The organism is Cellulosimicrobium sp. NPDC057127, from assembly GCF_042670945.1.
In the GTDB taxonomy this organism is placed as follows: domain Bacteria; phylum Actinomycetota; class Actinomycetes; order Actinomycetales; family Cellulomonadaceae; genus Cellulosimicrobium.
In genome coordinates, this window is sequence record NZ_JBHUUP010000015.1 from 1 (window position 1) to 21,016 (window position 21,016).

18 protein-coding genes are annotated in these 21,016 nt (G+C 73.9%); 14 read left to right on the forward strand and 4 right to left on the reverse strand.

Annotated features, from left to right (window positions below; translation table 11 throughout):
- Positions 1 to 63: 63 nt before the first annotated feature.
- From ACFTZA_RS14125 to ACFTZA_RS14140, 4 genes are all read left to right on the forward strand, one after another.
- Positions 64 to 1,635 (forward strand): anchored repeat ABC transporter, substrate-binding protein, encoded by a 1,572-nt coding sequence (locus ACFTZA_RS14125; RefSeq protein ID WP_378195989.1) that lies wholly within the window; start codon positions 64 to 66, stop codon positions 1,633 to 1,635.
- Positions 1,636 to 1,656: 21 nt separating this feature from the next.
- On the forward strand, positions 1,657 to 2,652 hold the full coding sequence (locus tag ACFTZA_RS14130) for a choice-of-anchor M domain-containing protein (protein WP_378195992.1): 996 nt from the start codon (positions 1,657 to 1,659) through the stop codon (positions 2,650 to 2,652).
- Positions 2,653 to 2,735: 83 nt separating this feature from the next.
- Positions 2,736 to 3,485: an anchored repeat-type ABC transporter ATP-binding subunit gene (locus ACFTZA_RS14135; RefSeq protein WP_378195995.1), complete on the forward strand. Its 750-nt coding sequence runs from the start codon at positions 2,736 to 2,738 to the stop codon at positions 3,483 to 3,485.
- Positions 3,482 to 4,432, forward strand: coding sequence for an anchored repeat-type ABC transporter permease subunit (locus ACFTZA_RS14140; protein ID WP_378195998.1), 951 nt, complete (start codon positions 3,482 to 3,484; stop codon positions 4,430 to 4,432). The genes ACFTZA_RS14135 and ACFTZA_RS14140 overlap by 4 nt, the downstream gene beginning before the upstream one ends.
- Positions 4,433 to 4,504: 72 nt before the next feature.
- Here the strand turns inward: ACFTZA_RS14140 and ACFTZA_RS14145 are convergent, their stop codons facing one another.
- Together ACFTZA_RS14145 and ACFTZA_RS14150 are read right to left on the reverse strand one after the other, a co-directional pair.
- Positions 4,505 to 5,350, reverse strand: coding sequence for an MBL fold metallo-hydrolase (locus ACFTZA_RS14145; RefSeq protein WP_378196002.1), 846 nt, complete (start codon positions 5,348 to 5,350; stop codon positions 4,505 to 4,507).
- Positions 5,351 to 5,503: 153 nt separating this feature from the next.
- A complete protein-coding gene (locus ACFTZA_RS14150) occupies positions 5,504 to 8,593 on the reverse strand; it encodes a choice-of-anchor M domain-containing protein (RefSeq protein ID WP_378196005.1) in 3,090 nt (1,029 codons plus the stop codon).
- A 112-nt stretch (positions 8,594 to 8,705) separates the two neighbouring features.
- Between ACFTZA_RS14150 and ACFTZA_RS14155 the strand changes: the two genes are divergently transcribed.
- The 4 genes from ACFTZA_RS14155 to ACFTZA_RS14170 all read left to right on the forward strand — a co-directional run bounded on the left by ACFTZA_RS14155 (position 8,706) and on the right by ACFTZA_RS14170 (position 12,166).
- The gene (locus ACFTZA_RS14155) at positions 8,706 to 9,119 is read left to right on the forward strand and encodes a Fur family transcriptional regulator (RefSeq protein ID WP_378196008.1); all 414 of its coding nucleotides are present in this window, start codon (positions 8,706 to 8,708) and stop codon (positions 9,117 to 9,119) included.
- A 130-nt stretch (positions 9,120 to 9,249) separates the two neighbouring features.
- A complete protein-coding gene (aztD, locus tag ACFTZA_RS14160) occupies positions 9,250 to 10,644 on the forward strand; it encodes a zinc metallochaperone AztD (RefSeq protein ID WP_378196011.1) in 1,395 nt (464 codons plus the stop codon).
- A gap of 107 nt (positions 10,645 to 10,751) precedes the next feature.
- On the forward strand, positions 10,752 to 11,687 hold the full coding sequence (locus tag ACFTZA_RS14165) for a metal ABC transporter substrate-binding protein (RefSeq protein WP_378196014.1): 936 nt from the start codon (positions 10,752 to 10,754) through the stop codon (positions 11,685 to 11,687).
- A 197-nt stretch (positions 11,688 to 11,884) separates the two neighbouring features.
- Positions 11,885 to 12,166, forward strand: coding sequence for an HU family DNA-binding protein (locus ACFTZA_RS14170; RefSeq protein ID WP_069387465.1), 282 nt, complete (start codon positions 11,885 to 11,887; stop codon positions 12,164 to 12,166).
- Between the two features lie 118 nt (positions 12,167 to 12,284).
- On the opposite strand, the gene ACFTZA_RS14175 is transcribed toward ACFTZA_RS14170, so the two are convergent.
- Positions 12,285 to 12,656 (reverse strand): hypothetical protein, encoded by a 372-nt coding sequence (locus ACFTZA_RS14175; RefSeq protein ID WP_378196017.1) that lies wholly within the window; start codon positions 12,654 to 12,656, stop codon positions 12,285 to 12,287.
- 152 nt (positions 12,657 to 12,808) lie between these two features.
- On the opposite strand from ACFTZA_RS14175, the gene rpmF reads away from it, so the two are divergent.
- Both rpmF and ACFTZA_RS14185 read left to right on the forward strand, forming a co-directional pair.
- Positions 12,809 to 12,979, forward strand: coding sequence for a 50S ribosomal protein L32 (rpmF, locus tag ACFTZA_RS14180; RefSeq protein WP_378196020.1), 171 nt, complete (start codon positions 12,809 to 12,811; stop codon positions 12,977 to 12,979).
- A 73-nt stretch (positions 12,980 to 13,052) separates the two neighbouring features.
- Positions 13,053 to 14,477: a YibE/F family protein gene (locus tag ACFTZA_RS14185; protein WP_378196023.1), complete on the forward strand. Its 1,425-nt coding sequence runs from the start codon at positions 13,053 to 13,055 to the stop codon at positions 14,475 to 14,477.
- A 146-nt stretch (positions 14,478 to 14,623) separates the two neighbouring features.
- Here ACFTZA_RS14185 and ACFTZA_RS14190 read toward each other — a convergent pair whose 3' ends face one another.
- On the reverse strand, positions 14,624 to 15,097 hold the full coding sequence (locus tag ACFTZA_RS14190) for an Lrp/AsnC family transcriptional regulator (RefSeq protein WP_378196026.1): 474 nt from the start codon (positions 15,095 to 15,097) through the stop codon (positions 14,624 to 14,626).
- A 140-nt stretch (positions 15,098 to 15,237) separates the two neighbouring features.
- Between ACFTZA_RS14190 and ACFTZA_RS14195 the strand changes: the two genes are divergently transcribed.
- The 4 genes from ACFTZA_RS14195 to ACFTZA_RS14210 are packed head-to-tail and all read left to right on the forward strand — an operon-like array spanning position 15,238 to position 21,012.
- Complete coding sequence (locus ACFTZA_RS14195) at positions 15,238 to 16,593, forward strand: thiamine pyrophosphate-dependent dehydrogenase E1 component subunit alpha (protein WP_378196029.1); 1,356 nt, start codon at positions 15,238 to 15,240, stop codon at positions 16,591 to 16,593.
- Positions 16,590 to 17,603: an alpha-ketoacid dehydrogenase subunit beta gene (locus tag ACFTZA_RS14200; protein WP_378196032.1), complete on the forward strand. Its 1,014-nt coding sequence runs from the start codon at positions 16,590 to 16,592 to the stop codon at positions 17,601 to 17,603. The genes ACFTZA_RS14195 and ACFTZA_RS14200 overlap by 4 nt, the downstream gene beginning before the upstream one ends.
- Complete coding sequence (locus tag ACFTZA_RS14205) at positions 17,600 to 19,363, forward strand: dihydrolipoamide acetyltransferase family protein (protein WP_378196035.1); 1,764 nt, start codon at positions 17,600 to 17,602, stop codon at positions 19,361 to 19,363. Before ACFTZA_RS14200 ends, ACFTZA_RS14205 begins: the two co-directional genes overlap by 4 nt.
- A complete protein-coding gene (locus ACFTZA_RS14210) occupies positions 19,360 to 21,012 on the forward strand; it encodes a carboxyl transferase domain-containing protein (protein ID WP_378196038.1) in 1,653 nt (550 codons plus the stop codon). Before ACFTZA_RS14205 ends, ACFTZA_RS14210 begins: the two co-directional genes overlap by 4 nt.
- Positions 21,013 to 21,016 lie beyond the last annotated feature (4 nt).

A 21,016-nucleotide genomic window follows, 5' to 3' on the forward strand; every position in this document is an offset into this window, starting at 1 on the left:
GCCTCCACCTCCGGCGGTGGCGCCGCGGGCCGGGCCCTGACACCTCGAGAGAGAGCAGCCGCCATGAGCACCCGTGACCGCACGCGTCGCGTCCGCGCCGTCCGGGCCGCGGCGGCCGGCTGTCTCGGCGCCAGCTTCCTGGCCGGGTGCGCCACGGCGCCCGGGACGCCCGACCCCGCGGACGGGCTCAGCGTCGTCACCACGACGGGCGTCCTCGCCGACCTGGCGCGCAACGTGGTCGGCGACCGCGCGACGGTCACGTCGCTCGTGCCCGAGCGCGGTGACCCGCACTCCTACGAGCCGTCCCTGCGGGACGTGCGCGACGTCGTCTACGCGGACGTGGCGTTCAGCAACTACATGCTCCTGGAGGAGCACCGCATCATCACGATGCTCGACGCCAACCTCCCGGCGGACGTCCCCAACGTCTCGCTCGCGGAGTCGGCCGTGAAGTACGCGGCCGAGATCATCCCGCTCGTCGAGAACGTCAACCTCGACACGATCTGGCTCGGCCTCGCCGTCGACGGCACGGGTGCGGAGCACGGCGCGACGCGTGCGTCGGACGTGCTGCTCACCGCGACCGACGTCGAGGGGCCGGGACAGCTCACCGGTTACCTCACGGAGACGTTCGGCACCCCGCGGGTGTACTTCGACTCGGCCGACGGCTTCGACGAGGACGACGCCGTGACGCTGCCGACGAGCGCGCACACCCACATGAGCTGGACGTTCTCCGAGCCCGGCGTCTACCGGCTCGCTCTCGAGGCCGAGCTCCGGCCGAACCCCGAGGCCGAGCCCGTCGACATGGGCTCGGCGACGGTGACGTTCGCCGTCGGCGTCGACCCGTGGTCGGTGCCCGGAGCGGAGGGCGCGGACGTGCTCGACGGCGGCCACGCGGACCTGGCGGTCCAGCTCGACTCGGCGGAGATCGTCGCCGCCGCGGACTCGGCCGAGGACGTCGGCGGGCACCACCACGTGCACGACCTCGACGACACCGTGATCTCGGTGCCGAACAAGGCGCTCGCGCCGGTGCCGGCGGGCGAGGGCTTCGGGTTCCTCGGCCGACCTGACGAGCAGATCTACCAGCTGCCGCAGGCCGTCCTCGGCAAGCACGTGCACGGCGAGATCGACCCCCACCTGTGGCAGGACGTGCGCAACGCCCAGGCGTACGTCGAGATCATGCGCGACACGCTGATCGAGGTCGACCCCGACGGCGCCGCGGAGTACCGCGCCAACGCCGAGACCTACCTGCGCACACTCGACGAGACCGACGCCTACGTGCAGCGGACCATCGCCGAGATCCCCCGGTCGCGGCGCCACCTCGTGACGACGCACGACGCGTTCGCGTACCTCGGCAAGGCCTACGACGTCGAGATCGCGGGTTTCGTCACCCCGAACCCCGCGACGGAACCGAGCGTGGCCGAGCGCGCGAAGCTCACGCAGACCGTCGGCACGCTCGAGGTGCCCGCCGTGTTCCTCGAGCCGAACCTCGCCGCGCGCTCGTCCGTGCTCACCGAGGTCGCCGAGGAGAACGGCGTGCAGGTCTGCCCCCTCTACTCCGACGCGTTCGACGGCGACGTCACCACCTACGTCCAGATGATGCGCGCGAACGCCGACTCGCTGCGTCGCTGCCTCGCCTGACCCCCACCCGAAGGACACCCCATGACGACCCGATCGGTCGCGGCGCTGCTCGCCGCACTCCTCGCGCTGCCGCTCGCAGCGCTCCCCGCAGCCGGCGACACGCAGGAGGACCCCGGGCTGCAGCAGCGCGTCGGCGCCGACGAGGCGAGCGTCGAGGGCCCGGAGGTCGTGACCGAGGGGCACGTCGACGTCGGCCCGCGCTTCCTCGACGGCACGTGGACGCTGCAGGCGCGCGACGACCGGACGGTTCCGCCCATGTGGCGGTCCCCGGACGAGACCGTGATGCACGTGCTCGACGAGTCGGTCCTGCCGGCCCCCGACAGCCCGGACTTCGCCTTCCTCGGCGTCGACCCGGGGACGCCGCTGTACGTCGTGCCGCAGGTGCAGAACCAGGACGTCGTGTGGCTCGGCTGGAACACGCAGGACCCCGAGGTCACCGAGCGGATCGGCCGCGGCGCGACGCTGCGCCTGGACGGCGTCGACGGGCCGGGCGCCTTCTTCCTGTTCCTCCAGGAGGGCGTGACCGGACCCCCGAACGTGCTGTGGACCTCCGGCGCCGACTATCCCCAGGACCTGTGGATGGAGGTCAACACCCACGTCCACGCCAACTGGGTGTTCACCGAGCCCGGCGTCTACACGCTCGACGTGACCGTGCTCGCCGACCTCACCGACGGCACGACGGTCGAGGACCCCGCCGTGCTGCGCTTCGCCGTCGGGTCGGCGACCGACCCGCAGACCGCGCTCGCGGCCGCGGAGCACACCACCGAGGAGTCGCAGGAGGGCGCGGGGACCGCGAGCCCGACCCCCTCCGAGACCGCCGACACGACGGGCGACGAGGAGACGGACGGTGGCGCCGCGGCCGACGACGCCGCGGGGACGGACGAGCAGTCCGCCACGTCGACCGTCGCCCTCTGGGCGGGCCTCGCCGTCCTGGTCCTCGTCGCCGCGGTGGGCCTGACCGTCCTGCGCGGACGGCGCGCGCGGGCGGCCGCCGACCGCGAGGCGGACGCCTCGTGACCGCGGCCGCGGCGACCGGGACGCTTCCTGTCGCGAGCGCGGACGAGCGGGGTGTCGGTGCCCATGCGCTGAGCGTCCGGGACGTGTCGGTCGAGCTCGGCGGGCGGCTCGTGCTCCACGACGCCGACCTCCACGTCGACGCGGGGGAGCTCGTCGGGCTCATCGGCCCGAACGGCGCGGGCAAGACGACCCTGCTCCGCTCCGTGCTCGGGCTCGTGCGCCGCAGGAGCGGGCAGGTGATCGTCGACGGTGCGTCCGGGAGCGCGGGAACCCGCGCCGTCGGCTACGTGCCCCAGCGGCACGAGTTCGCGTGGGACTTCCCCGTATCGGTCGAGGACGCGGTCCTGTCGGGCCGGGTCCGGCGCGTCGGGTGGCTGCGCCGGCCCGGTGTGGCCGACTACCGTGCGGCGCGCGAGGCGATCGACCGGGTCCGCATGACGCACCTGCGCAAGCGCTCCGTCGGCGAGCTGTCCGGCGGGCAGCGCCAGCGCGTGCTCGTGGCGCGGGCGCTCGCGCTCGGCCCGCGGGTGCTGCTCCTCGACGAGCCGTTCACCGGGCTCGACGTGCCGACGCAGGAGCTGCTCACCGACCTGTTCGCGGAGCTCGCGCGCGAGGACGGCAAGGCCGTGCTCATGACCACGCACGACCTCGTCGCCGCGATGCACACGTGCACGCGCATCTGCCTGCTCAACCGGACCGTCGTCGCCACGGGCACGCCCGCCGAGCTCCGCGACCCCGAGGTGTGGATCCGGGCGTTCGGGATCTCCACCGGGTCGCCGCTGCTCGCCGCGCTGGGACTGTCCACGACCGTCGACCACAAGGGGCACACATGATCTCGATCGGCGACTTCGTCCAGGACCTGCTCAACCCCGACCTCGCGTTCCTGCCCAAGGCGCTGCTCGTGGCCGTCATGTCGAGCGTCGTGTGCGGCGTCATCGGCTGCCACGTCGTGCTGCGCGGCATGGCGTTCATCGGCGACGCCGTCGCGCACGCCGTCTTCCCCGGCCTCGCCGTCGCGTTCGTGCTCCAGGGCTCGCTCGTGCTCGGCGGTGCCGTCGCGGGCGTGGTCACCGCCGTCCTCGTCGCGGTGTTCTCGCAGAACCGTCGGCTGAAGGAGGACTCGATCATCGGGGTCTTCTTCGTCGCGGCGTTCGCGCTCGGCATCGTCGTCATCTCGACGGCGCCCGGGTACGCGGGCTCGCTCCAGCAGTTCCTCTTCGGCTCCATCACCGGCATCCCGGACGAGGACGTCTACGTCGTCGCCGTCGCGGGCGCGGTGCTGCTCCTCGTGGCGTTCCTGCTCCACAAGGAGCTCGTCGCCGTCAGTCTCGACCGCGAGATGGCCCGGTCCGCCGGCCTCCCGGTCTTCTGGCTCGACCTCGTGCTCTACGTGCTCGTGACGATCGCGATCGTCATCTCCGTGCAGACGATCGGCAACATCCTCGTGCTCGCGCTGCTCATCACGCCCGCCGCGGCGGCGCGCCTGCTCACCGACCGGCTCGGCGTCATGATGCTCCTCGCCCCCGTGATCGGCGGGGGTTCGGCGCTCGTCGGGCTGTACCTGTCATGGAGCCTCGACCTGCCCGCCGGCGGCACCATCGTGCTTGTCGCCACGGCGGTGTTCCTCCTCGCGTGGTTCCTCGCGCCGCGGCACGGGCTCCTCGCCCGACGGCGCGTGCACGCCTCGGCGCGCACGCCCGAGGACGGGGCCGGCGGCTCCCCGGGCAGCGTCGACGACCCGGCTACGGCGCACGAGGCGGTGCCGCGCCCCTCGGTATGACCCGCTCGTGAGATCGCCTCTACCCGCCGTCGTCCTCGGTCCTCGGGCTGGGGATCGGCCAGGTGCTGCGCGTCATGGGGCGTGGTCCGCGTGCTCGGCACGCTCTCGTCGTCGCGCGACGCTCTGGGCCTGCCCCTCGTGGATGTCGTTCACCCATTCCCAGCCGGGCTTCGCCGATGGACCGATCCGCGGGTCGTCGAGAGCGGTTCCGTCTCGCAAGGCATGCAGGTACGCCCGGTCCAGGTCGATCCGTGCACGGACCTGATCAGCTCCGCAGACGGACCCGTGGCCAGGAACGAGGACGGCGACGTCGCCCGCCACGTCGTCGAGCACGCGGAGCCCCACGAGGTACTCCTCGATCGGGTCGGCGGTCTTCTCGAAGTCGTCGAGCATGGGGACGAAGAGGTCGGAGAGCATGTCGCCGGCGACGAGGACGCCACGCTCTTCGACGAGCAGGGCGGCATGACCGGGCGCGTGCGCGGGGTGCTCGACGATGCGTACGTCCGGGCCGTCCCACGGGATCTGCGCGGTTCCGGCAGGCAGGCCCGTGATGAGGCCGTACCCGTCCAGCGATGTCTCCTCGGCGATCTCCGGTGGCAGGCCCTCGGCGGCGCGGTCCCTCCAGTCCGGCTGCGACCGCACGTCACGCACGACGGCCGCGCAGCGGGCCGTCCCGTACCGGGGGGCGTCGCCGAGATCGGGGTGCCAGAGCACATGGTCCCAGTCGGGATGCGTCGAGAAGCCGGCCACGACCGGTAGCCCGATCTGGCGCAGGTCGTCGGCGAGGCACGCCATCTCGGAGCGTGTCAGTCCCGGGTCGACGAGCAGGACTCCGGTCTGACCCTCGATGACGACGGTGTTGTTCTGGAGCAGCTCGCTCTGATGAACCAGTACGCCCTGCGCGACGTGCTTCAGCATGGTGCTTCCTCTCGGTCGTCCGCCCTGTGGTCTGACGGCGGTGCGAGGCAAACTCATCGCCGGGTGGTGCAGCGTTCGCATACCCACGAGCTCACGGGCGCGGTACCCGGCCGGAGCCGGGTACCGCGCCCGTGGTGTTGCAGGGCGCGTGCGTCAGCCCTTCGGGCCGACCTCCGCCCGCGCGCGCGACCTGCGAGCCACGAGCACGGCTGCCGTGCCGACCAGCAGGACGGCGGCCGCGACGGCGAGGAGCCAGAGCGTCGAGCTGCCCGTGGTGGCCAGGCGGTCCGTCGGCGTGGCGCCCGTCGCCTCCTCGACCTCGACCGAGGTCCACCCGATCAGCGTGCCGTCGGCCGCGAACACCGCGAGGCGGTGGTCGCCGGGGGGCGTGCCCACCGGGATACGGATGGCGAGGTCTCCCTCGGCGTCGGCCCGGAGCCAGTCACGGCCGAGCAGCGTCGGCTCCGAGAACAGCCACGCCGCCACCCACGCTCCGGCGTGCTCCGCGCCCAGGCTCACGGTGATGACCTCGCCCTGCCGCGGGGTCGTCGTGGACGGTTCCACGCCGCCCTCCGGCGCGTCGCCCAGGTCGGCGGCCGTCCTCCCGGCCGGGGCCTCGTCCGGCTTCTCGCCGGACGGCACGGTGCCGGGATCCGTGGGACCCGGCTCGGTGCCCGGGTCCGTCGGGTCGGTACCGGGATCGGTCGGCTCCGTGCCCGGGTCCGTCGGCTCCGGATCGGTGGGCTCCGGCCCGGGGTCCGTCGGGTCGGTGCCCGGGTCGGTCGGCTCGGGGTCGGTGGCCGGATCGATCGCCAGGACGACCGGCGGCGACTCGACGTACGGGCGGCCGTCGTCGAACGTCAGCCGCGCGAAGAGCGCGGCGCCGTCGAGCTCCTCGGTCGCCTCGAACGCCAGGTGCGAGGTCAGCGTGTCCTCGAGCCGGGCCGGGGTGTCCGACCCGGGCCGCTGCACGTACCACTCCCACCGGTCGAGCACGGACGCCGGGGTGACGGTGGCGTCCAGCTCGACACGGTCCCCGACGGCGTACCACTCGTGGAGACTCGTCACGGCCGCCTTCTGGCGCGGCGGCGCCCCGTGGTCGTCGACGTGGATCGTGACGGTCTCGCTCGTCGCGAGCTCCGTCCCGTCGGGGCGGACGAGCGTGGTGCGCACCTGCGTGCCGTCGAGAGCCTGCTCGGCGGTCACGTCGTGGGCGGCCGCGGTCGCGCCGGGGATCGGCGTCCAGGCGTCCTGGTCGGGGCGCTTCCACTCCCACAGGTAGGTGTCGGAGTCGCTCGCGACCGGGTCGGCCGTCGCCCGCAGCGAGATCGTGCTGCCCTGGTGGTAGTGCCCGGCGAGGCCGTCGAGGAGCACGAGCTGCTCGCCGGGTGCCGCGTCGGTCACGCGCACGACGACGTCCGCCTGCGCGACACGGAACCCGGTCGCGGTGTCGGTGACGACGAGGAAGACCTTCTGGCCGTCCATGTCGGCGGTCACGGGGACGGAGACGGTGGTGCCCGTCTCGCTCGCGATCGGCTCTGACGCGTACAGCGACGTGCCGACGCTCCACGCGTGCGTGAGGCCGTCGCGGGCGGGGTGGAGCTCCGACGCCAGTTCCATCGTCTCGCCGGCGCGGTAGACGGACCGGGCGCCCGACAGCTGGAGCTCGCGCGATGCGGTGTCGGGGTGGATCGCTGGGGACTGACCCACCACGGTCCCGTCGGCGTCGACGATCTGCAGGGCCACCTCGGAGAACCGCACCCACGCCGGGTCGAGCGTGAACGGGTTGTCACCGCCGGGCACGGTGTAGACCTCGCCCCACTCGAGACCGTACGGGACGCCGCGCATCACCCAGCGGTAGGTCTGCCCGTCGGCGAGCGGCGCGTGCTCCGCCGTCACGGTCATCGGGTCGCCGACGAAGTACGAGTCCTCGATGCCGGTGAGCGTGACGGGCGCGCCGGAGCCGACGTCCGGGCCGGTCACCGTCAGCGGGTGGTATGGCGTCTCGGCGAGCGTCGTGCCCCTCCCGTCGACCGTGCCACGCAGCTCGAGCATGATCTCGGCGCCGTCGAGCGCCGTGGTGGCGTCGCGGACGAACGACTCACCGCTCGTCGCGACGTACTCGGTGTCGCCGGGTGCACTGCGGATGATCCAGCGGAGGCTCTCGCCCTCGCCGAGCGTCACCCCCGTGGCACCGAGCTCGATCATCTCGCCCGCCGCCCAGGACTCGCGGAGGCCGGCGATGCCGAAGGTCTCGCCACCGGGCTCCTCGGTCACGGTGACGACGCGCGCCTCCGACGTCGACGCGGAGAAGTCGTTGGTGACCTCCGGGATGAATCGCGCGGTGAGGCTGCGCTCTCCCAGGGGTAGCGTGGAGATGGTCAGGGAAGCGCTGCCGTCGGTGACCTCGGCGTGGCCCAGCGTGTCCTCGCCGTCGAGGAACTCGACCCAGCCCGGTGCGTCCGCCGGGCTGACCGTCGCGTCCAGGGCCACCGCGTCGCCCGGCTGCACGGACGTGGCGTCGACGGCGAGCGTCGTGCTCGTCGTCGTCGCCGGCACCATGGGCCCGACGACGAACGTGTAGGTGCCCTCCGCCGAGACGGGCGTGCCCGCGGCCGTGGTGGCCTCGGCACGGACGTCGAGGGCGTACCGGCCCGGTGCGGTGAACGCCCAGTTGGCGTGCATGTGGGTGTGGCCGACCTGGAACGAGGAGATGTCCTCGTCGCTCGACCAGAGCCGCCGCACGTCCTCGAGCCCGCCCCCGGAGAAGAGCTCGAGGTCACCGGGGCCACGCACGTCGGTGAGGACGAACGTCGTCGTGTCGTCGACCAGCGCTCCGGCGGGCACCGACTCGGTCGAGAAGCCGGGCCAGAGCTGCGTGTACCCGTCGCCGCCCGAGGGGTTCGCCTCGGGAGACACCCACATCGGCGAGCCGACGGGGCCCACGAACTCGTACCCGGCCGCGACGGTGCGCCGCGAGGCGTCGTCCACGTGGAACAGGACGGTGGCCGGGTCGAGGCGCGTGCCGTTGCCCGCGGGGAGGTCCGCCTTCGTGCCGAGCTCCAGCGCACCTTCCTCGAGGAACGTGGAGACGGCGTCGGTGTGGACGCGGGAGAGCACCTGGAGCTCGGTGCTGGGCGGCGGTGGGCCCTCGGCGGCCACGGCGGCCGTCGGTGCGAGCGCGGTCGCCAGGAGCGTCGCCGCTCCCAGGGCTGCGCCCACGACGCGGGATCGGGTATGCATGGATGTCCTTTCGTGCTGGTCAGATGACAAATCGAGATGATAATCATTGTCATCTAACCAGAACGATCGGCAGGGGGGGGCAGGTGTGGCGAGGAGGCCGGGCCGAGGATCCGTGGGCAGCCAGGGGCGCCGCGCGACGTCTCGTCGGCTCGTGCTCGACGAGCTGGTGGCTTCCGACCAGTTCCGGACGGTGCTGGACATTCACGACGCGCTCGCCCGGCGCGGCTCCGGCGTCGGGCTCGCCTCGGTGTACCGCGCCACGCGTGACCTCCACCGCGCCGGGCGGGTGGAGGTCGTCACGCTCCCGGGCGGGCGCGCGGGCTTCCGAGGTGCGGGATCGGGCGGCGCCGCGCTCTACCTCGTCTGCGTGCGGTGCGGGCGCGCGGTCGACGCGCCCCGCCAGGTCGTCGACACGTGGGCGAGCGAGGCGGCGCGTTCGGAGCGCTACTCCGAGGTCGAGGTCCGCGTGAGCCTGCACGGCGTCTGTCCCGCGTGCGGGCCGGCTGACAGAGGGGCGACGTCGTGAACGGCTAGAGGATAATGAGAATGATTCCATTTCCTGCTACCGTGGCGCCGAGCCGCTCGCCGGCACCTGAACCACCCCCACCGGAAAGGAGTGGGCCCCCGTGCGTCGTCCTGCCGGGGCCCGACACCCCATGTCTCTCACCACCCGCACCCGCCGCCGGCCGCTCGCGGCCCTGGGGCTCGCGATCCCGCTGGCGCTCGTCGCCGCGTGCTCGACGGGCACCCCCGCCGCCGAGGAGTCCAGCGCGCCGGCCGCCGAGGAGGCGGCGGACGAGCCCACCGAGGCCGCCGCCCGCAGCCCGCGCCTCGCCGTCACGTACGACGGCGGCATCCAGGTCCTCGACGCGCAGACCCTCGAGGTGCTCGACGACATCGAGCTCGACGGCTTCAACCGTCTCAACGGGGCGGGCGACGGGCGTCACCTGCTGGTCTCCACGACGGGCGGCTTCCAGGTGCTCGACGCGGGGACGTGGGCCGAGCCGCACGGCGACCACTCGCACTACTACACGGCCGCCCCGGAGCTCACCGACGTCATGTTCGACGCCGAGAAGCCGGGCCACGTGGTCGTCCACGCCGGCCGTACCGCGCTCTTCGACGACGGCACGGGCGAGATCACGATCGTCGACTCCGGCGAGGTCGCGGACGAGTCGCGCGAGGCGCGCGAGCTCACGACGCCCGAGGCGCACCACGGCGTCGCGGTCGAGCTCTCCGACGGCACGGTCGTCGTCTCCGAGGGCACGGAGGACGCCCGCACCGGGATCCGCGTGCTCGACGCCGAGGGGGCCGAGGTCGCCGCGTCGGACGAGTGCCCCGGCGTCCACGGCGAGGCGATGGCCGCGGACGAGGCCGTGCTGATCGGCTGCGAGAACGGCGTGCTGATCGTCAAGGACGGGCAGATCACCAAGGTCGCGAGCCCCGACGCGTACGGCCGCATCGGCAACCAGGCCGGCAGCGAGGACTCGACCGTCGTCCTCGGCGACTACAAGTCCGACCCCGACGCCGAGCTCGAGCGTCCGACGCGCGTCTCGCTCACCGACACCGCGACGGGCGAGCTCGCGCTCGTCGACCTCCCGTCGAGCTACACGTTCCGCTCCCTCGCCCGGGGCGAGAACGGCGAGGCGCTGGTGCTCGGCACCGACGGCCAGATCCATGTGATCGACCCCGCGACGAAGCAGCTCGCTCGCTCCATCCCGGTGATCGACGCCTGGGAGGAGCCGGACGAGTGGCAGTCGCCGCGCCCGGCGATCTTCATGCTCGACGGCTCCGCCTACGTCACCGACCCGGCGAACCAGTCGATCCACGCGGTCGACATCGAGACCGGCGAGGTCTGGAGCTCCGTCGAGCTCGACGTCGAGCCGAACGAGATCAACGGCGTCTCCGGCGACGTCGAGGCCGGCTCCGCCGAGCACGGCTCGGGCGAGGAGGGGCACGCGGAGGAGGAACACGCGCACTCCGAGGAGGAGGGGCACGACCACTCCGAGGAGGGCCACGACCACGAGCACACCGAGGAGTCCGGCCAGGGCTGACGCCCACCGCTCGACCTGAACGCCGCGACGGCCGCGGCACCGCCCCGTGGGGCCCGGTGCCGCGGCCGTCGTCCGTCCCGCCGCCCGCACGTCTCCCGGAGCCGTCCATGAACCGCCCCCGCACCCGTTCCCACGCCCTCGCCGCCGGTGCCACGCTGCTCGCTCTCGTCGCGACCGCCGCCTGCTCCGCCGGCACGGACCCCGGTGACGCCGACGACACCGTCGACGTCCTCGCGTCGTTCTACCCGCTCGAGTACGTCGCCCGGCAGGTCGGCGGGGAGCACGTGTCCGTCAGCAACCTCACGCCCCCCGCCGCGGAGCCGCACGACCTCGAGCTCTCGCCCGCACAGGTGCGTGAGGTGGGCGACGCGGACGTGGTCGTCCACCTGTCCGGCATGACACCGGCCACGGACGACGCGATCGCGTCCCGGCAGCCCGAGCACGTCGTCGACACCGCGGAGGCGGCCGGGCTGGAGAGCGGCCCCAACGGCTCCGGCGCGCCGACGTCGGGGAGCGGGGCGCTCGACCCGCACTTCTGGCTCGACCCGACGCGGCTCGCGACCGTCGGGCACCAGGTCGCCGACGAGCTCGCGGAGGTCGACCCGGACCACGCCGACGACTACGCGGCGAACGCGGACGCGCTCGAGGCCGAGCTCGAGACGCTCGACCAGGAGTACGCGGACGGGCTCGCGGCGTGCGCGGGGGCGACGCTCGTCGTCTCGCACGAGGCGTTCGGCTACCTCGCGGAGCGCTACGACCTCGTCCAGGTCGGGATCTCCGGGATCGACCCCGAGGCCGAGCCGTCGCCCGCGCGACTGCGCGAGGTCCGGGCCGTCGTCGAGGACCGCGGCGTCGAGACGCTGTTCTTCGAGGTGCTGGTCAGCCCCAAGGTGACGCAGACCCTCGCGGACGACCTCGGGGTCGCGACGGCGATGCTCGACCCGATCGAGGGGCGCACCGACGAGGGCGCCGACTACCTGGACGTCATGCGGGCCAACCTCGACGCCCTGCGGACCGGGCTCGCGTGCGACGGAGCAGCCTGATCCACCCGCCGTGCCACCCGGAGGACCTCCGCACGGGGTCGTCCGGGGCGCCACGAGGACGACGCAACCGCGAGAAGTCGCGCGAAACTCCGCGTGTTCCCTAGTGTTGTCCCCGGTGCGCGGCCCCCTGGCTGGCACACTGAGACCGTGACGCCGCGCGAGGACACCGTGCGTCGTGAACCGAAGAAGGGATCCGCATGTCGCTCAACAAGTCCGAGCTCGTCTCGGCGATCGCCAGCAAGTCCGACCTGAGCAAGGCGCAGGCCGAGAGCGCCCTGAACGCCCTTCAGGACGTGCTCATCGAGTCGCTCGGCAAGGGCGAGGCCGTCAAGGTCACGGGCCTCCTGTCCGTCGAGCGCGTCGAGCGTGCCGCTCGTACCGGCCGCAACCCCCGCACGGGCGAGGAGATCTCGATCCCGGCCGGCTACGGCGTGAAGATCAGCGCCGGCAGCCTGCTGAAGAAGGCCGTCGCCAAGTGACGCCGCGCTGACCGCGCCGCCGTCGGCGCCGGTCAGCGGCACGAAGGCCCGGACTCTCAAGGGGTCCGGGCCTTCGCCGTCTCCTGAGCGCCTGCGGGCGTGCGCCGGGAGGTGCCGGTCAGGCGTGGACCACGTTCGCGAGGATCCCTGCTCGCGTCAGGCGCGTGCCGACGGCCTGGTCCACCTCGGAGAACGCCTTGTTCGACCGGGCCACGCCCACCGCGCCCGCCATCGCGCCCTGCCCCGTGGGGCGCTGCACGCGCGCGACGAGGGCGCCGTCGTGCTGCATGAAGTCCACCGTGAAGACGAGGTGCTGGTGCTTGCCGGCGAACGCGCCGAGCCACATCGTGCGGCTCTTGCTCCCGCGCTCGACGGTCCACTGGCCGGTGCGCTGGGTGGTCACGGTGAAGCCCTGCTCGTGGAGGGCGTCCGCGAGCTCGCGTCGCGCGGCGTCGTGGTCCCCGGTGAGGAAGTAGTCGACGGTGGCCATGGCAGGTCTCCCGGCTGGTCAGGGGCGGCGTGCGCCCGCTCGGGCCTGCGCGGGTGCGCGGGCGCACGGATGCTATCGGGGCACGTCCGCGGAGTTGATAACGGTTCTCACAAAGCCTAGTCTGGGTCGACCCCTCCCGGAAGGACAGCCCCATGGCCGTGCCCAAGCGCAAGCTCTCGCGCTCGAACACCCGTGCCCGCCGCTCGCAGTGGAAGGCGCAGGTGCCCGCACTCGTCACCGTCGTCGTCGACGGTCGCGAGGTCACCGTGCCGCGCCGCCTCGTCGCGGGCGTGCGCCGCGGCCTCGTCACGCCGCCCGAGTGAGGCCCGCGGGACGATCCGTGCCCGACGGCGCGTGGTCGCCCACGCCGGCCGCGGACCGTGCCAGCATCGTGCGGTGACCGCACCGACCTCCCGCCGCGACGCGCGCGCCCACGGGCGCACACCGGGGCGGTTCCCCGGCCGCGTCCAGGCGCGCGTCCCGCTGCACGCCCACGCTCACGCGCACGGCCCCGTCGAGCCCGCCACCCGGCGCGTGCGCCTGACGCTCGCCGCGCTGCTCGTGCCGCTGCTGCTCGGGACGCTCGCCGGCCTCGTCGCGCTCTGGCCCGCGGCGGACGACGTCCCGGACCGCATCCCCGTCGCCGCCGAGGGCAGCGCGATCCTGCGCGCGACCGTCACCGGACCCGCCGACGAGGCGACGCTCGCCGTCCCCGCCCGGCTCGACGACGGCTCGCGCGCCGACGGCGAGGACGTCGGCGGCGACAAGATCACCGTGCAGGCGCCCCCGGAGTACCTCGCGTACGGGTTCGACGAGGGGGACCGGCTGCGCGTCCTGCACATCGCGGGCGCGGAGGCCGGCGGCGGGACGCCCTACGTGTTCCTCGACTTCGAGCGCGGTCTCCCCATCGGCATCCTCGCGGTGGCCTACGCGCTCGTGGTCCTCGCCGTCGCGCGCTGGCGCGGGCTCGCGGCGCTCGCAGGTCTGGCCGGAGCGTTCGCCGTGATCGCCTGGTTCACGCTGCCGGCGCTGCTGACCGGCGAGAACGCGCTCGGCGTCGCGCTCGTGACGTCGTCGCTGGTGATGTTCGTCGTCCTGTACGTCGCGCACGGCTTCACCGCGCGCACGTCCGTGGCGCTGCTCGGCACGCTCATCGGTCTCGCGCTCACGGCGCTCCTCGGCTGGTGGGGGTCCGGCGCGTCGAACATCACGGGCCTGACGTCCGAGGAGTCGCTGTGGATCCCGCAGTACGCGCCGTCCCTCGACATCCAGGGCGTCGTGCTGTGCGGCATCGTGCTCGCGGGCATGGGCGTGCTCAACGACGTCACCATCACGCAGGCGTCGGCCGTCTGGGAGCTGCGGGCCGTCGCGCCGCTCGCCTCGCGCGTCGAGCTGTTCACGCGGGCGATGCGTATCGGGCGCGACCACATCGCGTCGACCGTCTACACGATCGCGTTCGCGTACGTCGGGGCGGCGCTGCCGCTCCTCATGGCCGTCTACCTGTCCGACCAGAACCTCGCGACGAGCCTCACCTCGGGCGAGATCGCCGAGGAGGTCGTGCGCACGCTCGTCGGCTCGATCGGCCTCGTGCTGGCGATCCCCGTCACGACCGGCATCGCCGCGCTGACGGTTCCCGGCTCGGCGTCGCTCGGCGCGCCGGTGTCCCGGACCGGTGCGCCGGTGTCCGCCGAGGTCGCCGAGTCCGCCGGGTCCGAGGCCGCCGAACCCCGGGTTGCCGGGCCGTCGGGCGGTGCCGAACCCCGGGTTGCCGGGCCGTCGGGCGGTGCCGAACCCCGGGTTGGGCGTCACGACGTGCCCTGAGTGCCGTACAACCCGGGGTTCGGCGCACGACGACGTCGAACTCCGGGTTGCGCGTGATGACGACGCCGAACCCTGGGTCGTGCGTCACGACGAGCCCTGGGTGCCGCACGACCCCGGGTTCGGCGACGAGGTGCTGCGGGTCGGGGTCAGCGAGCCCGGCGCTGCTTCTCGATGAGCGGTCGCAGCCGGTAGGGGATGAGCTCGCCCATCGACAGCGACGTCTCGGTGCGCTCGACGCCGTCGATCGCCAGGATGGCCGCGTCGACGCGGAACAGGTGGTCGGTGTCGCGGCACGCGATCGTCACGCGCAGGTCGGCCGTGCCGCTGCGACCGTGCGCCTGCACCACCTCGGGGATGCGCGCCACGTCCTCGACGATGCGCGCCAGCTCCTTCTGCCGCAGCTGTACCTCCACGAACGCGGTGAGCGGGTGCCCGAGCACGTGCGGGTCGATGCGCCGGTCGAGGTCGAGGAACGCGCCCTCCGCCTCGAGCCGGGCCAGGCGTGCCGCGACCGTGTTGCGCGAGAGCTTCAGCCGGTCGGCGAGCGCGACGATCGTGGCCCGCGGGTCGTCGGCGAGCGCGAGCAGCAGATCGAGGTCGACAGCGTCGGCGCTGTGCATGCTGCTCAGCCTAGACCTGTGACGGCGATCACGGTGCACACCTCGCGGAGCATCGGTGGAGCCATGTGCGTGACGCAGGTTACGTTCGCCGTAACCGGGGCTCGACGAGGAGCCCCGGCCTCCAGAGGTGAGGTGGCGACATGTCCAGCGAACCTGCGGTGCGGACCGGCTCGAGGGCGGCGACCCTGCCCGAGCAGCACGACGGTCACCGCGCGGGGACCCCGCGCGACGCACGAGCAGAGCGGTCCGACGACGCACGCACGGAACGGTCCGACGACGCGCGAGGAGCGGGACCGGCAGGGTCCGGCGACCCGGTGACGACGGCGGGCGACACGCCCGTCGTGCGGCTGCTCGCGGAGGACGGCACACGTCGTCCCGATCCCGAGCACGACCGGTGGCTCGCGGACCTCGAGCCGCACGGTGCCGAGGGCGCCGACGGCGACGACGGTGGAGCGGCCCGACCGGCGCTGTTGACGATCTACCAGGACATGGTGGTCGCGCGGCGTCTCGACGCCGAGGCGACGGCGCTCCAGCGCCAGGGCGAGCTCGCGCTGTGGCCGCCGCTGCTGGGGCAGGAGGCGTCGCAGGTCGGCTCGGCGCGCGCGCTGCGCGACGACGACTTCGTCTTCTCCTCCTACCGCGAGCACGCCGTCGCGTCGGTGCGCGGCGCGGCGCCCGTCGACCTCGTGCGCGTGTGGCGCGGCGTCGCGGTCTGCGGCTGGGACCCGTACGCGATCGGCATGGCGTCGCCGCAGGTCATCATCGGTGCCCAGGCGCTGCACGCGACGGGCTGGGCGATGGGCGTGCAGCTCGACGTCGACGCCGGCCGCGTCGACCCGGCCGCCGGGCTTCCCGTCGGTGTCGCGTACTTCGGCGACGGCGCGATGAGCCAGGGCGACGTCAACGAGGCGTTCGTCTTCGCCTCGACGTACCGCTCTCCCGTCGTGTTCGTGTGCCAGAACAACCAGTGGGCCATCTCGGAGCCGGTCGCGCTCCAGTCGCGCGTGCCGCTCGTCGAGCGCGCCCGCGGGTTCGGCATGCCGGGCGTGCGGGTCGACGGCAACGACGTGCTCGCCGTCCTCGCGGTGACGCGTGCGGCGCTCGACCGCGCGCGGCGGGGCGAGGGGCCGACGCTCATCGAGGCGGTCACGTACCGCATGGGCCCGCACACGACCGCGGACGACCCGAAGCGCTACCGCGACGCCGCCGAGGTCGAGGCGTGGGCGGGCCGCGACCCGATCGCTCGCCTCGAGGCGTACCTGCGCGGTGCGGGCGTGCTCGACGACGCCGCGGCCGACCAGGTGCGCGGTGTCGCGGACGCGGCCGCCGCCGAGCTGCGCGCCGGGTGCGTCGCGCTCGAGGACCCGCCGCCGCTGTCGCTGTTCGACCACGTCTACGCGGAGCCGCACGCGCCGCTCGCGCGCGAGCGTGCCGCGTACGCGCGCTACCTCGCGTCCTTCGAGGACGCGCCGACGTCGGAAGGGGCGCCGCGATGACGACGACCATGACGCTCGCCAAGGCGCTCGGGGCCGGGCTGCGGCGCGCGATGACGGACGACGACCGCGTCGTCGTCATGGGGGAGGACGTCGGCCGGCTCGGCGGCGTCTACCGCGTGACGGACGGGCTGCAGGCCGAGTTCGGGCCGCGCCGCGTGCTCGACACCCCGCTCGCGGAGTCGGGCATCGTCGGGACGGCCGTCGGGCTCGCGATGCGCGGCTACCGGCCCGTGTGCGAGATCCAGTTCGACGGCTTCGTCTTCGTGACGTTCGACCAGATCGTGTCGCAGCTCGCGAAGATGCACGCCCGCACCGGTGGCCGGGTGCGCCTGCCGATCACGATCCGCATCCCCGTGGGCGGCGGCATCGGGGCCGCCGAGCACCACTCGGAGTCGCCCGAGGCGCTGTTCGCGCACGTCGCCGGGCTGCGCGTCGTGTCCGCCGCGAACCCCCAGGACGCGTACACGGTGCTGCGGCAGGCCGTCGCGTGCGACGACCCGGTGATCTTCTTCGAGCCCAAGCGGCGGTACCACGTCAAGGAGGAGGTCGAGGACGTCCCGCTCGCGCTCGCGCCGCCGATGGACAAGGCGCACGTCGTGCGCGAGGGCCGCGACGTCACGCTCGTCACCTGGGGCGGGCTCGTCGGGACGGCGCTCGACGCCGCCGTCGCCGCGTCCGACGACGGCGTCTCCGTCGAGGTGATCGACCTGCGGTCCCTGTCGCCCATGGATCACGAGACCGTTGCCGCGTCGGTGCGCCGGACCGGTCACGTCGTCGTCGCGCACGAGGCCCCGCAGCACGTCGGGCTCGGGGCGGAGATCGCCGCGACCGTGACCGACCGCTGCTTCGAGTACCTCGAGGCCGCGCCGGTGCGTGTCACGGGCCACGGGATGCCGTACCCGCCGGCGCGGATGGAGGGGCACTACCTGCCCGACCTCGACCGCATCCTCGACGGCGTCGACCGCGTGCTCGGCCGCACGCCGGCGCTCACGGGGGAGGCCGCCCGATGAGCGCGCAGCGCGAGTTCCGCCTGCCCGACCTCGGGGAGGGGCTCACCGAGTCCGACATCGTCGTCTGGCACGTCGCCGCCGGCGACCGCGTAGAGCTGAACCAGGTCATCGCCGAGGTCGAGACGGCCAAAGCGCTCGTCGACCTGCCCTCGCCGTACGCGGGCGTCGTCGCGACCCTGCACGCCCAGGAGGGGCAGACGGTCAACGTCGGCGACCCGATCGTCACGTTCGAGGTCGACGAGCCCGCCGCCGCGCCGGGCGCGGAGCCGCCCTCGCCCGCCGAACCCCGGGTTGAGCGGCAGCCGGAGGCACCCACGCCCGCCGAACCCCGGGTTGAGCGGCAGCCGGAGGCACTCTCGCCCGCCGAACCCCGGGTTGAGCGGCAGCCGGAGGCTCACGTGCCGCAGAAGCCAGGGTTCGGCACGTCGGAGGGCGCCGAGCGTCCGGACGACAGCGAGGTCGTCGAGCCGAACCTCGTGGGTTACGGGGCCCGCCCGGACCGCACCGGCCGGCCGACGCGCCGTCGCCGTCGCGCCGCCCCGGGTGCCGAACCCGGGGTTGCACGCCAGCCAGAAACCGCCGTGCCGCACGACCCGGGGCTCGGCAGCTCGACCGGGCCCGACGGCGCGGCTGCACCCGACCGCCTCGACGAGCGACCGCGGTCCACCCCGCCCGTCCGGGCGCTCGCGAAGAAGCTCGGCGTCCACGTCGAACGGGTCGCCGGCACCGGCCCGGACGGGCTCGTCACGCGCGCGGACGTGCTGGCCGCCGTGAGCTGCCACCGCGACGTCCCGCACGTGGCGCGGCCGACGGCCGTCCCCGCACGAGCCGTCGCGGCGGTCACCGGTGCGCCGACCGTGCCGGACGCCGCGGACGACGACGCCCTGCGTGTCCCCGTGCGCGGCGTGCGCAAGCACACCGCGGCCGCGATGGTGTCGAGCGCGTTCACCGCCCCGCACGCCACGGTGTTCCTCACCGTCGACGTCACGCGCAGCGCCGAGCTCCTGGACCGGCTGCGCACCCACCGGCTCGCGCGCGGCAGCCGCGTCACGGTGCTCGCGCTCGCGGCCCGGGCGCTGTGCCTCGCGGTGCCGCGGCACCCCGATCTCAACAGCGCGTGGCACGACCTGCCCGACGGGACCGCCGAGATCTGGCAGCACCGCCACGTGGACCTCGGGATCGCCGTCGCGACCGACAGGGGGCTCGTGGTGCCGCACGTCCCGCACGCCGACGCGCTCGACCTGCCGGCGCTCGCGGACGGGATCACCGAGCTCACGGCCACGGCACGCGCCGGCCGCACGGCTCCCGAACGGCTCGCCGGCGGCACGATCACCATCACGAACGTCGGCGTCTTCGGCGTGGACGCCGGCACGCCGATCCTCGTCCCCGGGCAGGCCGCGATCCTCGGGCTCGGCGCGGTGCGCCGCCGGCCCTGGGAGCACGACGGCGAGGTCGCGCTCCGTGACGTCGTCACCCTCAGCGTGTCGTTCGACCACCGCGTCGTCGACGGCGAGCAGGCCGCGCGGTTCCTCGCCGACCTCGGCGCGCTGCTCGAGGACCCGGCGCTCGCGCTGCTCCTCGGCGGCGTCGCGGCGGCCCTGCCCGACGACGCCGCGAGCCCTCCCGACGACGTCGCGAGCCCTCCCGCCGACGTCGCACGGGGTGGCTCGGATGGCCGCCGAGCCCGGGCTCACGCGTCAGCGGACGCGGATCCTGCCGCACAACCCGGGGCTCGGCGGCGAGAGGGGGCGCCCGCATGACCGTCCTGACGACCACCGTCGACCCCGGCTCGCCGACCGCGGAGGCGAACGACCGGGCGCAGCGCGCCCTCGCCGCCGATCTGCACGAGCGCACCGCCACCGCCGCGCTCGGCGGCCCGGCGTCGGCGCGGGACCGGCACGTGTCGCGGGGCAAGCTCCTGCCGCGCGACCGGGTCGACCGCCTGCTCGACGAGGGCAGCCCGTTCCTCGAGATCGCACCGCTCGCCGGGCACGGCGTGGACGACGGCGCGTGGCCGGCCGCGGGCGTCGTCGCCGGCATCGGTCTCGTGAGCGGTCGGCAGGTCATGGTGGTGTGCAACGACGCGACGGTGAAGGGCGGCACGTACCACCCGCTCACGGTGAAGAAGCACCTGCGCGCGCAGGAGGTCGCGCTGGAGAACCGCCTCCCGTGCGTGTACCTCGTCGACTCCGGCGGTGCGTTCCTCCCGCGTCAGGCCGAGGTCTTCCCGGACCGGGACCACTTCGGGCGGATCTTCTACCACCAGGCCCGGCTGTCGGCTGCGGGGATCCCGCAGATCTCGGCCGTGCTCGGCTCGTGCACCGCGGGCGGCGCGTACGTGCCGGCGATGAGCGACGAGACCGTCATCGTGCGCGACCAGGGCACGATCTTCCTCGGCGGCCCTCCCCTCGTGAAGGCCGCGATCGGCGAGGTCGTCACGGCCGAGGAGCTCGGCGGCGGCGACCTGCACGCCCGCCGCAGCGGCGTCGTCGACCACCTCGCCGAGGACGACGACGACGCCCTGGACACCGTGCGCCGGATCGTCGCCACTCTCCCGCCCGACCCGGAGCCCGCGTGGGACGTCACGCCGAGCGAGGCGCCCGTCGTCGGTGCCGAGGGCACGGACGGGCCGGGCGCGAGCCTGTACAGCGCGGTACCGGCCGATGTACAAGCCCCGTACGACCCGCGCGAGATCGTCGCGCGGCTCGTCGACGGCAGCCGGTTCCACGAGTTCAAGCGAGAGTACGGCGACACGCTCGTCACGGGCTTCGCCCGCGTCCACGGGCACCCGGTCGGCATCCTCGCGAACCAGGGTGTGCTGTTCGGGACGTCCGCGCTCAAGGGGGCGCACTTCGTCGAGCTCTGCGACCAGCGCGGCATCCCCCTGCTGTTCCTGCAGAACATCTCGGGGTTCATGGTCGGCACCGACGCCGAGGCGGGCGGCATCGCGAAGGACGGCGCGAAGATGGTCACGGCCGTCGCGACGACGCGCGTCCCCAAGCTCACCGTGATCGTCGGCGGGTCGTTCGGCGCCGGGAACTACTCGATGTGCGGGCGCGCCTACTCCCCGCGGTTCCTGTGGTCGTGGCCCGCGAGCCGCATCTCCGTCATGGGCGGGCCGCAGGCCGCGTCCGTGCTGTCCACCGTCAAGCGCGACCAGCTCGCCGCACGCGGCGAGGCGTGGGACCCGGGCGACGAGGCCGCCTTCGCCGGCGGCATCCGCGCCGACTACGACGAGCACGGCAACCCCTACTACGCCACGGCCCGCCTGTGGGACGACGGCGTGATCGACCCCGCCGACACGCGCCGCGTGCTCGGGCTCGCCCTCGGCGTGTGCGCGCGCACGCCGCTCGCCCCGCTCGGCGGAGCCGAGCAGACCAGCGCCCGGTTCGGGCTCTTCCGGATGTGAGGCC

Coding starts and splice junctions, on each gene's coding strand:
- rpmF (WP_378196020.1), top strand. CDS start 12,809: ATGGCCGTGCCCAAGCGCAAGCTCTCGCGCTCGAACACCCGTGCCCGC.
- ACFTZA_RS14150 (WP_378196005.1), bottom strand. CDS start 8,593: ATGCATACCCGATCCCGCGTCGTGGGCGCAGCCCTGGGAGCGGCGACG.
- ACFTZA_RS14170 (WP_069387465.1), top strand. CDS start 11,885: ATGTCGCTCAACAAGTCCGAGCTCGTCTCGGCGATCGCCAGCAAGTCC.
- ACFTZA_RS14195 (WP_378196029.1), top strand. CDS start 15,238: ATGTCCAGCGAACCTGCGGTGCGGACCGGCTCGAGGGCGGCGACCCTG.
- ACFTZA_RS14210 (WP_378196038.1), top strand. CDS start 19,360: ATGACCGTCCTGACGACCACCGTCGACCCCGGCTCGCCGACCGCGGAG.
- ACFTZA_RS14165 (WP_378196014.1), top strand. CDS start 10,752: ATGAACCGCCCCCGCACCCGTTCCCACGCCCTCGCCGCCGGTGCCACG.
- ACFTZA_RS14130 (WP_378195992.1), top strand. CDS start 1,657: ATGACGACCCGATCGGTCGCGGCGCTGCTCGCCGCACTCCTCGCGCTG.
- aztD (WP_378196011.1), top strand. CDS start 9,250: ATGTCTCTCACCACCCGCACCCGCCGCCGGCCGCTCGCGGCCCTGGGG.
- ACFTZA_RS14175 (WP_378196017.1), bottom strand. CDS start 12,656: ATGGCCACCGTCGACTACTTCCTCACCGGGGACCACGACGCCGCGCGA.
- ACFTZA_RS14145 (WP_378196002.1), bottom strand. CDS start 5,350: ATGCTGAAGCACGTCGCGCAGGGCGTACTGGTTCATCAGAGCGAGCTG.
- ACFTZA_RS14190 (WP_378196026.1), bottom strand. CDS start 15,097: ATGCACAGCGCCGACGCTGTCGACCTCGATCTGCTGCTCGCGCTCGCC.
- ACFTZA_RS14125 (WP_378195989.1), top strand. CDS start 64: ATGAGCACCCGTGACCGCACGCGTCGCGTCCGCGCCGTCCGGGCCGCG.
- ACFTZA_RS14205 (WP_378196035.1), top strand. CDS start 17,600: ATGAGCGCGCAGCGCGAGTTCCGCCTGCCCGACCTCGGGGAGGGGCTC.
- ACFTZA_RS14140 (WP_378195998.1), top strand. CDS start 3,482: ATGATCTCGATCGGCGACTTCGTCCAGGACCTGCTCAACCCCGACCTC.
- ACFTZA_RS14200 (WP_378196032.1), top strand. CDS start 16,590: ATGACGACGACCATGACGCTCGCCAAGGCGCTCGGGGCCGGGCTGCGG.